This window comes from Pseudomonas simiae, from assembly GCF_900111895.1.
Lineage (GTDB): Bacteria > Pseudomonadota > Gammaproteobacteria > Pseudomonadales > Pseudomonadaceae > Aquipseudomonas > Aquipseudomonas simiae.
In genome coordinates, this window is the sequence record NZ_FOKB01000001.1 from 1,168,941 (window position 1) to 1,182,170 (window position 13,230).

Annotated in this window: 14 protein-coding genes; 12 read left to right on the forward strand and 2 right to left on the reverse strand. The window is 60.3% G+C overall.

The features are described 5' to 3' along the window. Positions 1-63: 63 nt before the first annotated feature. Positions 64-921 carry a sensor domain-containing diguanylate cyclase gene (locus tag BMZ57_RS05625; RefSeq protein WP_038453350.1) on the reverse strand — a complete coding sequence of 286 codons (858 nt, stop codon included), beginning with the start codon at positions 919-921 and terminating at the stop codon, positions 64-66. Positions 922-1,120: 199 nt separating this feature from the next. On the opposite strand from BMZ57_RS05625, the gene BMZ57_RS29470 reads away from it, so the two are divergent. The 7 genes from BMZ57_RS29470 (at position 1,121) to BMZ57_RS05655 (ending at position 7,002) form a co-directional block, all read left to right on the forward strand. After that, complete coding sequence (locus BMZ57_RS29470) at positions 1,121-1,282, forward strand: hypothetical protein (protein ID WP_167337370.1); 162 nt, start codon at positions 1,121-1,123, stop codon at positions 1,280-1,282. A gap of 5 nt (positions 1,283-1,287) precedes the next feature. Then, positions 1,288-1,605: a hypothetical protein gene (locus BMZ57_RS05630; protein ID WP_010209663.1), complete on the forward strand. Its 318-nt coding sequence runs from the start codon at positions 1,288-1,290 to the stop codon at positions 1,603-1,605. Positions 1,606-1,990: 385 nt separating this feature from the next. Then, a complete protein-coding gene (locus BMZ57_RS05635; protein ID WP_031291146.1) occupies positions 1,991-2,740 on the forward strand; it encodes a hypothetical protein in 750 nt (249 codons plus the stop codon). A 134-nt stretch (positions 2,741-2,874) separates the two neighbouring features. Continuing rightward, positions 2,875-3,144 carry a hypothetical protein gene (locus BMZ57_RS05640; protein WP_010209665.1) on the forward strand — a complete coding sequence of 90 codons (270 nt, stop codon included), beginning with the start codon at positions 2,875-2,877 and terminating at the stop codon, positions 3,142-3,144. Between the two features lie 192 nt (positions 3,145-3,336). Further along, on the forward strand, positions 3,337-5,454 hold the full coding sequence (locus tag BMZ57_RS05645) for a TonB-dependent receptor family protein (protein ID WP_069672548.1): 2,118 nt from the start codon (positions 3,337-3,339) through the stop codon (positions 5,452-5,454). 76 nt (positions 5,455-5,530) lie between these two features. After that, positions 5,531-6,073 (forward strand): sigma-70 family RNA polymerase sigma factor, encoded by a 543-nt coding sequence (locus BMZ57_RS05650; protein ID WP_010209668.1) that lies wholly within the window; start codon positions 5,531-5,533, stop codon positions 6,071-6,073. Then, the gene (locus BMZ57_RS05655; RefSeq protein ID WP_010209669.1) at positions 6,070-7,002 is read left to right on the forward strand and encodes a FecR family protein; all 933 of its coding nucleotides are present in this window, start codon (positions 6,070-6,072) and stop codon (positions 7,000-7,002) included. Before BMZ57_RS05650 ends, BMZ57_RS05655 begins: the two co-directional genes overlap by 4 nt. Here the strand turns inward: BMZ57_RS05655 and BMZ57_RS05660 are convergent. Further along, entirely contained in the window at positions 6,999-8,816 is a 1,818-nt protein-coding gene (locus tag BMZ57_RS05660; RefSeq protein ID WP_010209670.1) for a sigma-54-dependent Fis family transcriptional regulator, read from the reverse strand. The genes BMZ57_RS05655 and BMZ57_RS05660 overlap by 4 nt on opposite strands. 264 nt (positions 8,817-9,080) lie before the next feature. On the opposite strand from BMZ57_RS05660, the gene BMZ57_RS05665 reads away from it, so the two are divergent. The 5 genes from BMZ57_RS05665 to BMZ57_RS05685 are packed head-to-tail and all read left to right on the forward strand — an operon-like array spanning position 9,081 to position 13,229. Next, positions 9,081-10,175: an ABC transporter ATP-binding protein gene (locus BMZ57_RS05665; RefSeq protein ID WP_010209671.1), complete on the forward strand. Its 1,095-nt coding sequence runs from the start codon at positions 9,081-9,083 to the stop codon at positions 10,173-10,175. Then, positions 10,175-11,272, forward strand: a complete 1,098-nt coding sequence (locus BMZ57_RS05670; RefSeq protein WP_069672549.1) for an ABC transporter ATP-binding protein — start codon at positions 10,175-10,177, stop codon at positions 11,270-11,272. Before BMZ57_RS05665 ends, BMZ57_RS05670 begins: the two co-directional genes overlap by 1 nt. Continuing rightward, a complete protein-coding gene (locus BMZ57_RS05675; RefSeq protein WP_010209674.1) occupies positions 11,269-12,135 on the forward strand; it encodes a carbohydrate ABC transporter permease in 867 nt (288 codons plus the stop codon). The genes BMZ57_RS05670 and BMZ57_RS05675 overlap by 4 nt, the downstream gene beginning before the upstream one ends. Positions 12,136-12,145: 10 nt before the next feature. Then, the gene (locus BMZ57_RS05680; RefSeq protein WP_003174634.1) at positions 12,146-12,946 is read left to right on the forward strand and encodes a carbohydrate ABC transporter permease; all 801 of its coding nucleotides are present in this window, start codon (positions 12,146-12,148) and stop codon (positions 12,944-12,946) included. Between the two features lie 10 nt (positions 12,947-12,956). Beyond that, positions 12,957-13,229, forward strand: a complete 273-nt coding sequence (locus BMZ57_RS05685) for a DUF2160 domain-containing protein (RefSeq protein ID WP_010209675.1) — start codon at positions 12,957-12,959, stop codon at positions 13,227-13,229. Position 13,230: the final 1 nt, after the last annotated feature.

Sequence of the window (13,230 nt, forward strand, 5' to 3'; positions counted from 1 at the left end):
CGCGACTTGATTGGTTTTCGAGCCAGGCAGGTTAGGTAAAACCATCGCCAGCCCGGCTGTTGATTAGTTCCACCGCTGCCTTTTCACCCGATACATCTCCCCATCCGCATGACTCAACAGCGTATCTGCATCCTCTCCATCCGCCGGGTAAAACGCCACGCCAACACTGCAGGACGGCATCTTAACCCCGCCAAACTCGGCACCCAGTGGCTCAGCCATGACTGCAAGTATCTGCGCCACCTTGCCGGCCACCGCATCCTGCGACTGGATATCCGTAATCAACACCGTGAACTCATCCCCGCCCATCCGGGCCACCAGGTCGCTCTCGCGCACGCAGCGCTCCAGTCGTCGGGCAATCACACAGAGCACGCGATCGCCCATGGCATGGCCATGCACATCGTTGATGCCCTTGAAGTCATTGATGTCCAGGAACAGCAGCGCCAGGATCTGGTTATGAAGCTGTGCGGCCTTCAGGGCGTCGTCCAGCCGAGCATTGAACAGCGACCGGTTGGTGAGGGCCGTCAGCGGGTCATGATGGGCGAGGAAGCGTAGTTCCTCCTCGGCTTGGGTGAGTGCGGTCACGTCCCGTGCGACGCCGATCCGCGCGCCGACCTCTTCGGACCAGAACGCCGCCCACAGGATATGTACGACGCTGCCATCCTTGCGGATATAACGGTTGCGGAAGTCGACATGGGGTTGGCCGTTCATGACCCGGATAATGGAGGCGCGAGTGCGTGCCAGGTCTTCAGGGTGCATGTAGTGAGTGATCAGGGTACCCACCAGCTCATTGGCGCTGTAGCCGAGCAGTGCCTCACAGGCATCGCTCACGAAGACAATCTGGTTATCGCTGTCGACGACGAAGACCGTATCCAGCATCAGGTGGATCAGTTTGGGATAGAGGGCTTCCAGGTCAATGGGCATTGGCAGTCAGGCGTCTGATTCATAGGGGCTGATCATAGCCCGAACACGGCGAGTGGCGGCGAGACGTGCGGTGGTTTTTTGATGCCCTGCATCACGGTGGCTCTTTGCCCGGGGTGTTCACAACACCTGGTCAAACGTATTATCGGGCCGAGCGCCCTATCCGGTCGCTGAGACTCACCCCCTTTTGAAGGACATGAGCATGCAAAAGCACTTCGGTAATTCAGGCCTGTTCAAGGCTGCTTCGTATATCTGCGACGAAACCCTCGGCAGCGGCATCGCCGGCTGGGAGTTGAAAAACAGTGCGTTGAATACGAAGGAGTTTTTGATATGTCCAAAGAATTACTCGGAGTTTCTGCTCTAGGGTTGATGGTCGTCGGTGAGTTTTGTGCAATCTACAGTGAGGTAGTCACCGCCAGGCTGGCCCAAGCCAGCGACGGCTCATGGCAAGCTTTCATCATGCCGGTGGTGGTGATGTGCTTCGCAGGACTTTGTCTGTTGGGGGCTTATTGGCTGGGTTATCTGGCGGTCGGTGATATCTGGGTGGTCACGGTGGTTTCCGTGACGTCGTTATTGCTGCTGGAACCGATCGTGATCTGGGCGCTGTTCCAGGAGTTTCCCGGCCGAGGCGCGATGATCGGGTTTTGCCTGGGAGCCTTGGGCATGCTGGCCACTGTCTTGCTGTAGCGGCACGCTCTGGCCCGGCATTTGGATGTCGGGCCAGATTAGAGTGAGCAGTGGGCAATACCTTCCACCGCCGCAAGGGCGGCTGAGTATTAAAGCCGTGACACGCAACTCAGCAAAAAAGCTGCGCCACCGAAAGCAGGCAAATCATCTGGACAACCATTTGCGCACGAATTGGATGTTTCATTGCCGTGACCCTGATTACAGTCGTTACAGTAAGTATAGAGACAGAATAGAATTATTCAGAATTTAAGCCCATTCATCTGCCCAGCGGTCTCTGGTTACAACTCTCTGCCCCCGGTCACTGCACTTTTCTGGATTTCTCCGCTCTATCCTTGTCCCAGCCCCGCCGATCCCCGCGTGGGCGGATGAATCAGATCGGGTGCCGATGGATCGCACGTTTCCTTGTTTCAATCGTCGACGGGTGCGCCAGCCCTTGCTGCTGGCGGCCTTGTTAATGCTCTGTGCCAGCGGCTGCAGCCAGCAGCAGGGGCAGGATATCGTCAAGCAGTTCAGCAATGGCAAGCCCGATGAGTTCTTCCAGACCAGTGTCGATCGCATGGCGACGCTGGGCATGCGCGACAATCTGCAAAGCCTGTATTTACTGATGAGCAAACTCTATCTGCGTAATCCCAGCCAGTGGCGGCAGTCGGGTTACCCGGACGCGGTGACTGCGGCGCGGGAGATTCGCCAGGCCATCGAGCAACGTCGCGCACTACCAGCCCTAGGGGAGCGTCGTGACCTGGCGGCGCTGAGTTACTCCTTGAGCCCTGAATTCAAAGGCGACCGGGTCGGCGCCTTCATCTACGCAATCGGCAGCATGATCGTGACCGCCCACGGTGGACGCACGGAGTTCTACATCACCGATTCAATCAACCCGCAGTTCGTCAGCAATGCCGCGCGCAATATCGAGAAGGCCACGTGGCTGCTGAGCAAACGTCAGGATGCGAATGGCGTGCTGCTGCTGTTTTCCAACGAAATTTCGGAGGAGGGCAGCAACCTCAGCTTCGCGGTGGAGTTCGGCAAGATCGTCGCGCGTCTCGATCTGCTGACCCAGATGCTCGATGAACGCTACCGGCGTATTGGCCTGAACTATGCGCAGAGCTTGTTGCTGATGAATTTTCTGCCGGTGCAATAAACAGGGATACGTCAGCATAAAGGTACGGTGCTTCCCTTTTGCGCGTAGGAATCGGCCTATCTTGCTGCCCACTGCTTGAAACACCCCTTGGTCATCAATAGCCTCGGATTTTTCTGAAATATGAGGCCTTTACCATGGGTAAGCGGAAAACGGTTTGGCCTACTGAAAGAGAAATACGCCTGCGCTTTATCCTGTTGGCTGTGATCGATGCGGCGAGTATTCAGGGTGTCTGCGCCGAACTGTTGTTGCCTGCGCACGAACTCCTGCGTGACTCGCCCACCGAGGCGCAATTGCTCGATGCACTGCGCGGGATACTGGCAACGGATGAAATGTATGGATTCCGATTGGCTCCGGGATCAGAAGCAGAAGAATTGATGCAGGTGCTGAATATCCCCGACAGCTGAGGAGTTTGTGTGGGAGGCGACAACGTCCTGGATGGAGTCGCGCCCCATACGGATGTGAACCTCCTATTTGCCAGGTCAGCTTCAGCTGTGTCACGCAACACAGCCCAGGAGGTCAAAGCGTTAATAAGGCGTGACCTGGCGCGCGTCCCAGCCTTCCCACCACGTGCCCCCCGAACTCCAAGGACCTGCCCGATGCTGTTGCGCCACCCTCCGTTCCTGTTTGCCGCCCTGACGTTAAGCTCGCTGGTGCACGCCGAAGACCTGCAATTGGCCCCGGTCGAAGTCACCAGCAGCGAAGCCAGCGCCGGTGAAGTGGCCGAGGCGCAGCTCAAGAGTGTGCCCGGTGGCACCAACTACATCGACATGAATAGCGTGCAGCAGGGGCGAGTGAGTACCAACGAAGACGTATTCAAGTACCAGGCCGGGGTGTACGCCAAGGCGGCCAACAACGAAGGGGTGAAGCTCTCGATTCGCGGTTCGGGCCTGAACCGCAGCCCCGGGTCCCACGCCTCCGGCCTGTACGAAATGTTCGACGGCCTGCCGTTGACCGGTCCTGGCGGCACCCCTTACGAGCTGAAAGACCCGTTGTGGCAAAGCCGGGTAGAAGTGCTGCGCGGCGCCAACGGTTTTGACCAGGGCGCGTTGGCCCTAGGCGGCGCCGTCAACTACGTGACCCGCACGGGCTACGATGCGCCCAAGCTGCAACTGCGCTATGAAGCGGGCAGCAAAGGCTACGCCCAGCGTGAGATCAGTTCCGGCCAGGTGCTGGGGGATGCCGACTATTACATCAGCCTCACCGATTCCGAATCCGACGGCTACCAGCACCAGAGCGCAGCAACTAGCAAAGGTGTGGCCGCCAACTTCGGTTACCGCTTCAACCCGGACCTGGAAACCCGCTTCTATTTCCGCTACCGCGAAACCACCAACGACACGCCGGGCAAACTCACGCGATACCAGATCAGCCACGACCCGCGCGCGGCCGCCAGCCTCAACGCCGCCCGTGACTCCAAGCGCCTGCAGCCGGGCTCGACCTGGATCGCCAACAAGACCACCTTGCAGCTGGACGATAATGCCCGCGTCGAAGTCGGCCTGGCGTACCACGATTACCCGATGGACCTGCGTGAAGGCACCAACCGCCTCAAAGTCGCGTACACCGATATCAGCAGCACCCTCAACTACATCCGTCAGGACACGCTGTTTGGCCACGACAGCAACACCACCGTCGGCCTGCGCACCACCCAGGCGATGCCCAACAACGGCGCCTCGGAATATGTGCGCACGCCTGCCGGTAATACCGCTGGCTACGCGCCCGGCACCAAGACCCGTGACTACAGCTACCTGGGCTCCGACACCGTGTTGCACATCGGCAACGATCTGGAACTGATTCCCGACCTATGGCTGACCACCGGCCTGGCGGCGATCTACACCCGTCGCGAAACCCAGGTCACCTATCCCGAAGGCCAGGCGCCGCTCAGCCAGCACGACTGGGACTACGCTCCGCGTATCGGCCTGCGGTACGACTTCACCCCGCACCTGCAGGTGTACGGCAACCTGAGCCGATCGGTCGAGCCGCCGCATGCGTGGTCGATGATTTGGGGTTCGAACAAATACTTCCCCAAAGACAGCGGCCCGGCCACCGGCCTTCAGCGTGAAGGCGTGAGCCTGAAAAACCAGACCGCCACCACCCTGGAAATCGGCGGTCGCGGCGAGCAATGGTTCGGTCAGTGGGACCTGGCGCTGTACCGCTCTGAAGTGCGCCACGAATTGCTCACGGTGGAAACCCAGGCGCAAACCGCCACCCGCAATGCCATCGTCGCAGAATCCAACGCCAGCCCCACTGTGCACCAGGGCGTGGAACTGAGCCTGCTCAGCCCGTTGTGGGAAGGCGGCCATAACGGCCAGCTCACTCTGCGCCAGGCCTACACCTTCAGCGACTTCCACTACCGTGATGACGACCGCTTTGGCGACAACGCCCTGCCGGGTATCCCCAAGCACTACTATCAGGCGCAGGTGCGCTACAGCCATCCGACCGGTTTCTACACCAGCCTTAACACCGAGCATTCATCAAGAGTGGCAGTGGACTACGCCAACTCCTACTACGCCGCGTCCTACACGGTGCTCGGTGCCACCTTCGGCTACGATGCGCCCCAGCAGGATTGGCAAGCCTGGGTCGACCTGCGCAATCTCACCAACCGCCGTTACGCCAACACCGTCACGCCGGGATACGACGATAAAGGCCTGGATGTAGCGCGTTCCACGCCGGCGGATGGCCGTGGCATCTACACCGGTGTGTCGTGGAGCTGGCGCTGAGCCCCTTGCCCAAACCCTGTTTTACTGGCATTGTCTGCGCAATTGGCAATTATTCCCATTTGAGATCTTTTTGCGCATGCACGACATTCCGGCCGCGCCAGGCGACTCCGTCCGGCAGCAGACCCTTACGGCGATGTACAGCGAGCACCACGGCTGGTTGCACGGCTGGCTGCGCAAGAAACTCGGGTGTTCCCAGCATGCAGCGGACCTCGCCCATGACGCCTTCATCCGCGTCTTGATGCTGGCCGAACCTCAACAGATCAAAGAGCCCCGCGCGTTCCTGGCCACCACGGCAGGGCGGTTGCTGATCGACGGCGCCCGTCGTCGTCGCATCGAAAAAGCCTACATGGAAGCCCTGGTGATCCAGTGCGAGGACGCTGGCATGCCCGACCCGGCCGCGATTCATGTCGCGCTGCAAGCCCTGGAACGTATTGCGGAGATGCTTGCCGGGCTGCCTGCCAAGGCGCGCGAAGCGTTCCTGCTGAGCCGCCTCGACGGGCTGACCTACAGCGAAATCGCCACACGCCTGGACGTGTCTGCCAGCACCGTCAAAAACTACATCTCCAGTGCCTTGGTTCACTGCTACCACAGCCTGCACCCGGCAGACCCGCTGGCATGAGTTCCGAACAGATCATCCAACAAGCGGCGCAGTGGCTGACCCGCCTGCATGACGAAAACGTCACCGAGGCCGACCACCAGGCATTCAACACCTGGCGCCAGGCCGACCCGCGGCACGCTGTGGCCATCGAACGCATGGGCGCAGTATGGGGCAGCCTCGACACGCTGCCGGCCAAGCCCGCACGCATTGCCTTGAACCGCGCATTCGCCCCGCGACGTGCGCGAGGTGCGCAAGCGGTGGGCTTGCTCGGCGTGGTCCTGTGCGGCTGGCTGGGCCTGCAACACCTGCCGGTCTGGATGGCCGACCAGCGCACCGGCGTCGGCGAGCGCCGGCAGATCGCCCTCGAAGACGGCAGCCAGTTGCAGCTCAACAGCAATTCGGCGGTCGACGTGAAATTCGACGGCCATCAACGGGTCATCGAGTTGCTGCAAGGCGAACTCTGGGTGGACGTGGCCAAGGATGCGCAACGGCCGTTCGTGGTGCGTACCGACCAAGGTACGGCCACGGCATTGGGCACGCGTTATCTGGTCAAACGTGCAGCGGATGGCACCACGGTGGTCACGGTGATCGAGTCCAGCGTCGCGGTCAAAGGCGCCACCCGCGACGGCGTCAACGTCACCGCCGGCCAGCGTTCGGTCCTCGATCACGGCCGCGCCCAGCCGCCGCAAGCCATCGGCAACAGCGACCCGGACGCCTGGACCCGTGGCCTGCTCAAGGTCAACGATCAACCCCTGAGCGACGTGCTGCAAACCCTCGCCAGCTACCGCCATGGCATGCTGCGCTTCGACCCTCAGGCGTTGCAGGACCTGCGGGTGTCCGGTGTGTTCAAGCTGGATGATACGGCGGCGGCGCTGTCGTCACTGGCGGACAACCTGCCGATCCAGGTGGAGTACTTCACCGACCTGCTGGTGGTGGTCAAGCCGCGTTAGCCTTCGTGCTGGCGCAGGCGTTTGTACAAGGTGTTGCGGCTCACCCCCAGCTCCCGCGCCAGGTGGGAGATGTTCCCGCCTGCCGCCTTCAAACGCTGGTTCAGATCGATGCTGTCATCCAGGTATTCACTGGCGGGCAGCGGTGGATCTACCTTCAAGTCCACAAAAAAATCATCCGGCAGGTGTTCCGCGCGGATCGGCTGTTCCTCAGCCATGGCCAGCGCCACCTGCAACACGCTGCTCACCTGACGCAGATTCCCCGGCCACGGGTGCTGTTCGAATAACGCCAGCACTTCGGCGCTGAGGCCTGCCCATTGAGTCGGCTCGCGGTGTTGCTGCCACAGTTGTTGGAACAGTGCCTGCTTATCGGTACGTTCGCGCAACGGCGGCAGTTCCAAGGTCAAGCCGCCGATGCGGTAGTACAAATCCTCACGAAAACGTCCGGCCTGCACCAGCTCGCGCAGTGCACGGTTGGTGGCCGAGATGATTCGCAGATCTACCGGGAACAGCTCGCTGCTGCCCACCGGCTGTACACAGCGCTCCTGCAGCACCCGCAGCAAACGGGCCTGGGTCGGCAGGGGCATATCACCGATCTCGTCGAGAAACAGCGTGCCCTTGTCGGCCTTGCGGATCAGGCCGATGCTGCCTTTCTGATTGGCGCCGGTGAAGGCGCCTTTTTCATAGCCGAACAGTTCCGATTCCACCAGCTCGGCGGGAATCGCCGCACAGTTCACCGCGATAAACGCCTTCTGGCTGCGCGAACTGGCCTGGTGCAGGGCTTTGACGAACACTTCCTTGCCCACGCCGGTTTCGCCATGGATCAGCAGCGGAATGTCCTTTTCCAGTAAGCGTTCAGCCTGGCGCACGGCCTTCTCCACGCGTACATCGCCGAAGTGCAGGGTCTTGAGGCCAATCGACGCAGGCGTCGGTGGCGTCGGCTCGGTGAACACGCGCGCCTGCACGGGCATCTGCTTGGGGCGTCTCAACACGCATTGGAAGCGGTTGCGTCCTGCGGCCTGCAGGGAGAAAGGCAATCCTTCCGGCTGGTTCAACAACTCCAGCAATGACACCTTGAACAAACTGTCGATCATCACCCGCGACAAGCTGATGCCCAGCAGGTTGTCGGCACGCCGGTTGGCTGACAGCACCTGACCGCTCTCATCGAAGATCAGCAGGCCGGCCCACTGGCTGTCGAGGTTGCTCAGGCCGGTGTTGAAGGTCAGTTGGAAGTGCTCGCCGCGAAACAGGTTGAGGATCAGCCGGTTTTCCACGGTCTGGCTCATCATCTTGACCATGCCCAGGGTGTGCGAGGGCGGCAGGTAGCTGTCGCTGGACACATCCAGCACCGCGATGATCTCGCGCTGCGCATCGAAAATCGGCGCCGCCGAGCCGGTCATGAAGCGGTTGGCCTTGAGGAAGTGTTCATCGTGCTCGATATGCACCGCCTGGGCACAGGCCAGCGCGGTGCCGATGGCATTGGTGCCGCTGGAGCGCTCCATCCAGCTGGCGCCGGGGTTGAAGCCTCTGGCCAGCTTGGGGTCGATAAATCGCTGGGTGCCCCAGCTGGTCAGCACCTGGCCCTGGTTGTCGGCCAGCATGATCAGGCAGTTGGAATTACTGAGGATGTTTTCGTAGTAGGGCAGCACTTCCTGATGCGTGGTCTGTACCAGCGAGTGCTGGCTTTCCAGCAGTTGACTGATGCCCTCGGCGGGGAGCTGGTCGAAGCTGGGCGTGCTCTGGTGGTCCAGGCCGAAGGCGCGGCAGCGGCGCCAGGATTCCTGGATAAGGGTGTCGTGAGCCAGTGGTTCGGCCATGGGGTGACCTTCGTTTTTATTGTTATTGGGCTTGCACAATCTGCCTGGAAAAACCGCTCCCACAGTTGCCCTGTGTTGTGCATGAGAGTGTTGTTCAGAACTGTTCATTGTCAACCCCTGAACTGTTCAATTGTTCAGTCAGATTGTTCACTCTCGAACATCGCTTTCACCCCATTTCCTTGCACATCAAACACTTGTCGATTTGGCACGAAACTCGCTCTGACAGCTGGCCAGATTCATTCCAATAATAAAAAAGGTCGTGTCATGTCATTGACCCTGGAACATGTCTCCCGCGTTGTCGAAGGCCAGACCTGGATCGACGACGCCACCCTGCGTTTCGAAGCCGGTTCCTTCAACGTCTTGCTCGGCCGCACCCTGTCCGGCAAGACCAGCCTGATGCGCCTGATGGCCGGCTTGGATAAGCCCAACAGCGGTCGCATCCTGATGAACGGTGTGGATGTCACGCAAAAGCCGGTGCGCCTGCGCAACGTGTCGATGGTCTACCAGCAGTTCATCAACTACCCGACCATGACGGTGTTCGAGAACATCGCCTCGCCGTTGCGCCAGGCCGGTGTGTCCAATGAGCTGATCCAGAGCAAAGTGCTGGAAACCGCGAAGATGCTGCGCATCGAGAAATTCCTCCAGCGTCACCCGCTGGAACTCTCCGGTGGCCAGCAGCAGCGCACGGCCATGGCGCGCGCACTGGTCAAGGACGCAGAGCTGATCCTGTTCGACGAACCACTGGTGAACCTGGACTACAAACTGCGCGAAGAACTGCGTCAGGAAATGCGCGAGCTGTTCGCCGCGCGCCACACCATCGCCATCTACGCCACCACCGAGCCCAATGAAGCGTTGGCCCTGGGCGGCACCACCACCATTCTTCACGAAGGCCGGGTGATTCAGAGCGGCAAGGCTGCCGAGGTCTATCACCAGCCGCGTACCGTGCTGGCCGCCGAGCTGTTTTCCGAGCCGCCGATCAACCTGATGCCGGGGCGTATCAGCGGCAATGAGGTGAGCTTTGCCAATTTCGTGCACTTCCCGCTGAACGTCGATCTGCGCCCGATTGGCGAAGGCGAATTCCGTTTTGGCGTACGCCCCAGCCATATCAGCCTGGTGCCAAGCAACGATGACGATCTGGAGCTGGCGGTCACCGTGGAAGTCGCGGAGATCAGTGGTTCGGAAACCTTCCTGCATGTGCGCAGCGAACATTTCCTGCTGGTACTGCACCTGCCGGGGGTGCACGAATACGACGTCGACGCGCCGATCCGCGTGTATATCCCCACCCATAAACTGTTTGTGTTCGATGGGCAGGGCCGTTTGGTCCAGGCCCCCGGGCGCCGTGTTGCGAGGGTTGCCTGATGGCCGAGATCCATTTGCAGAACCTGGCGCATAGCTACAGCCCTACGCCGAGCGGTCCTGAGGACTACGCCATTCGGGAAATGAACCATGTGTGGGAGCAGGGTGGGGCCTACGCCTTGCTTGGGCCGTCGGGCTGCGGCAAGTCGACCCTGCTCAACATCATCTCCGGCCTGCTCAGCCCGTCCGAAGGCCAGGTGCTGTTTGACAGCAAAGTGGTCAATGACCTCTCCCCGGAAAAACGCAACATCGCCCAGGTGTTCCAGTTTCCGGTGGTGTACGACACCATGACGGTGTTCGACAACCTCGCGTTCCCGCTGCGCAACCAGGGCATGGCCGAGGCAAAAATCCACAGCAAGGTGCAGGAAATTGCCGAAGTTCTCGACCTGCAGAACCTGCTGACCAAGAAGGCCCGCAACCTCACCGCCGACGAGAAACAGAAAGTCTCCATGGGCCGTGGCCTGGTGCGTGACGACGTGTCGGCAATCCTGTTCGATGAACCGTTGACGGTGATCGATCCGCACCTCAAGTGGAAACTGCGACGCAAACTCAAGCAGATCCACGAGCAGTTCAACATCACCATGGTCTACGTCACCCACGATCAGTTGGAGGCCTCGACCTTCGCCGACAAGATCGCGGTGATGTACGGCGGCCAGATCGTGCAATTCGGCACACCCCGCGATCTGTTCGAACGGCCCAGCCATACTTTTGTCGGCTATTTCATCGGCAGCCCTGGGATGAATCTGATCGAGGTGCAAGCCGACGCGGGCGGGGTGCGGTTTGCCGACACCCACCTGCCATTGCCAGCGGCCTTGCAGCAACGTATTGCCAACACCGAGTACAAAAAGCTGCAGGTCGGTATCCGCCCGGAATTCATCCACGTGTGGGACGAGTACAACCCTGACGCCCTGCAGGCCGATATCACTCATCTCGAAGACCTCGGCACCTACAAGATTATTACCCTCAACCTCAACGGCGCGTTGCTCAAGGTACGCCTGGCCGAAGACAAACCCGTGCCCGAAGGCAAGGCCTCCATCAGCTTTCCCGCGCAGTGGTTGATGGTGTACGCCGACGATTACCTGCTGGAGGTGCAGCCATGAACAAGGTGCAAAACAACAAGGCCTGGTGGCTGGTGCTGCCAGTGTTCCTGCTGGTGGCATTCAGTGCGGTGATCCCGATGATGACCGTGGTCAACTACTCGGTGCAGGACATCTTCGACCAGTCCAGTCGCTACTTCGTCGGTGCCGACTGGTATAAGCAGGTGCTGCTTGACCCACGCCTGCACGATTCGCTGCTGCGTCAGTTCATTTACTCGGCCTGCGTGTTGCTGATCGAAATCCCGTTGGGCATCGCCATCGCCCTGACCATGCCGACCAAGGGCCGCTGGTCTTCGCTGGTGCTGATCATCCTCGCCATCCCGCTGCTGATCCCATGGAACGTGGTAGGGACAATCTGGCAGATCTTCGGTCGCGCCGATATCGGCCTGCTGGGTTACAGCCTCAACGCCCTGGGCATCAGTTATAACTACGCCGCCAACACCATGGACGCCTGGGTAACGGTGCTGGTGATGGACGTATGGCACTGGACTTCCCTGGTGGCGCTGCTCTGCTACTCCGGACTGCGCGCGATTCCGGACGTGTACTACCAGGCTGCGCGGATTGATCGCGCATCGCCCTGGGCGGTGTTCCGACATATCCAGTTGCCGAAGATGAAAAGCGTGCTGCTGATCGCGGTGATGCTGCGCTTTATGGACAGCTTCATGATCTACACCGAGCCTTTCGTCCTCACCGGCGGCGGTCCGGGTAACGCTACTACGTTCCTGAGTCAGACGCTGACCCAGATGGCTGTAGGCCAATTCGACCTGGGCCCGGCGGCGGCATTCTCGCTGGTGTATTTCCTGATCATCCTGTTGGTGTCCTGGCTGTTCTACACCGCCATGACCCACTCCGACGCCAACCGCTGAGGCCGCCAACATGAGTAAGCGCAAGGTTATTCCGCTGCTGATCTACATCCTGTTCCTGCTGGTGCCGATCTACTGGCTGCTGAACATGTCCTTCAAGAGCAACACCGAAATCCTCGGCGGGTTGACGCTGTTTCCGCAGGATTTCACCCTGGCCAACTACAAGGTGATCTTCACCGACCCGAGTTGGTACACCGGCTACCTCAACTCGCTGTACTACGTAAGCCTGAACACGGTGATCTCCCTGAGCGTGGCGCTGCCGGCGGCCTATGCGTTTTCGCGCTACCGCTTCCTGGGCGACAAGCATCTGTTCTTCTGGTTGCTGACCAACCGCATGGCGCCACCGGCGGTGTTCCTGCTGCCGTTCTTCCAGCTGTATTCGTCCATCGGGCTGTTCGACACGCACATCGCGGTGGCGCTGGCGCACTGCCTGTTCAACGTGCCGTTGGCGGTGTGGATCCTTGAAGGCTTCATGTCCGGCGTGCCCAAGGAAATCGACGAAACCGCCTACATCGACGGCTACTCGTTTCCTAAGTTCTTCGTGAAGATTTTTATCCCGTTGATCGGCTCCGGCATCGGTGTCACCGCGTTTTTCTGCTTCATGTTCTCCTGGGTCGAACTGTTGCTGGCGCGCACCCTGACCTCGGTCAATGCCAAGCCCATCGCGGCGGTGATGACCCGCACGGTGTCGGCGTCGGGTATCGATTGGGGCGTGCTGGCGGCGGCGGGGGTGTTGACTATCCTTCCCGGCATGCTGGTGATCTGGTTTGTTCGCAACCACGTGGCCAAGGGCTTTGCCCTGGGCCGGGTCTGAGGAGTCGATGATGGAATGGATGGCCTGGACCACCCCCACCGCGCTGTTTTTTGGTGCCATAGCCCTGATCCTGGCGGGCATGACCACTTGGGAGCTGCGTTCTCCGAGTATTCCCCGGCGTGGGTTCTTACCGATCAGCACCACCCGTGGTGATCGTTTGTTTATCGGTCTTCTCGGCAGCGCCTACCTGCATTTGCTGGTCATCGGCGTTACCGACTGGAGCATCTGGGTGGCGTCCGCGCTCTCCCTGGTATGGCTGTTGAGTGTGATGCGTTGGGGCTAGT

Bases quoted from the DNA above. Each gene is read 5' to 3' on its own strand.
- BMZ57_RS05625 (WP_038453350.1), bottom strand. From the start codon at position 921: ATGCCCATTGACCTGGAAGCCCTCTATCCCAAACTGATCCACCTGATG.
- BMZ57_RS29470 (WP_167337370.1), top strand. From the start codon at position 1,121: ATGCAAAAGCACTTCGGTAATTCAGGCCTGTTCAAGGCTGCTTCGTAT.
- BMZ57_RS05630 (WP_010209663.1), top strand. From the start codon at position 1,288: ATGGTCGTCGGTGAGTTTTGTGCAATCTACAGTGAGGTAGTCACCGCC.
- BMZ57_RS05635 (WP_031291146.1), top strand. From the start codon at position 1,991: ATGGATCGCACGTTTCCTTGTTTCAATCGTCGACGGGTGCGCCAGCCC.
- BMZ57_RS05640 (WP_010209665.1), top strand. From the start codon at position 2,875: ATGGGTAAGCGGAAAACGGTTTGGCCTACTGAAAGAGAAATACGCCTG.
- BMZ57_RS05645 (WP_069672548.1), top strand. From the start codon at position 3,337: ATGCTGTTGCGCCACCCTCCGTTCCTGTTTGCCGCCCTGACGTTAAGC.
- BMZ57_RS05650 (WP_010209668.1), top strand. From the start codon at position 5,531: ATGCACGACATTCCGGCCGCGCCAGGCGACTCCGTCCGGCAGCAGACC.
- BMZ57_RS05655 (WP_010209669.1), top strand. From the start codon at position 6,070: ATGAGTTCCGAACAGATCATCCAACAAGCGGCGCAGTGGCTGACCCGC.
- BMZ57_RS05660 (WP_010209670.1), bottom strand. From the start codon at position 8,816: ATGGCCGAACCACTGGCTCACGACACCCTTATCCAGGAATCCTGGCGC.
- BMZ57_RS05665 (WP_010209671.1), top strand. From the start codon at position 9,081: ATGTCATTGACCCTGGAACATGTCTCCCGCGTTGTCGAAGGCCAGACC.
- BMZ57_RS05670 (WP_069672549.1), top strand. From the start codon at position 10,175: ATGGCCGAGATCCATTTGCAGAACCTGGCGCATAGCTACAGCCCTACG.
- BMZ57_RS05675 (WP_010209674.1), top strand. From the start codon at position 11,269: ATGAACAAGGTGCAAAACAACAAGGCCTGGTGGCTGGTGCTGCCAGTG.
- BMZ57_RS05680 (WP_003174634.1), top strand. From the start codon at position 12,146: ATGAGTAAGCGCAAGGTTATTCCGCTGCTGATCTACATCCTGTTCCTG.
- BMZ57_RS05685 (WP_010209675.1), top strand. From the start codon at position 12,957: ATGGAATGGATGGCCTGGACCACCCCCACCGCGCTGTTTTTTGGTGCC.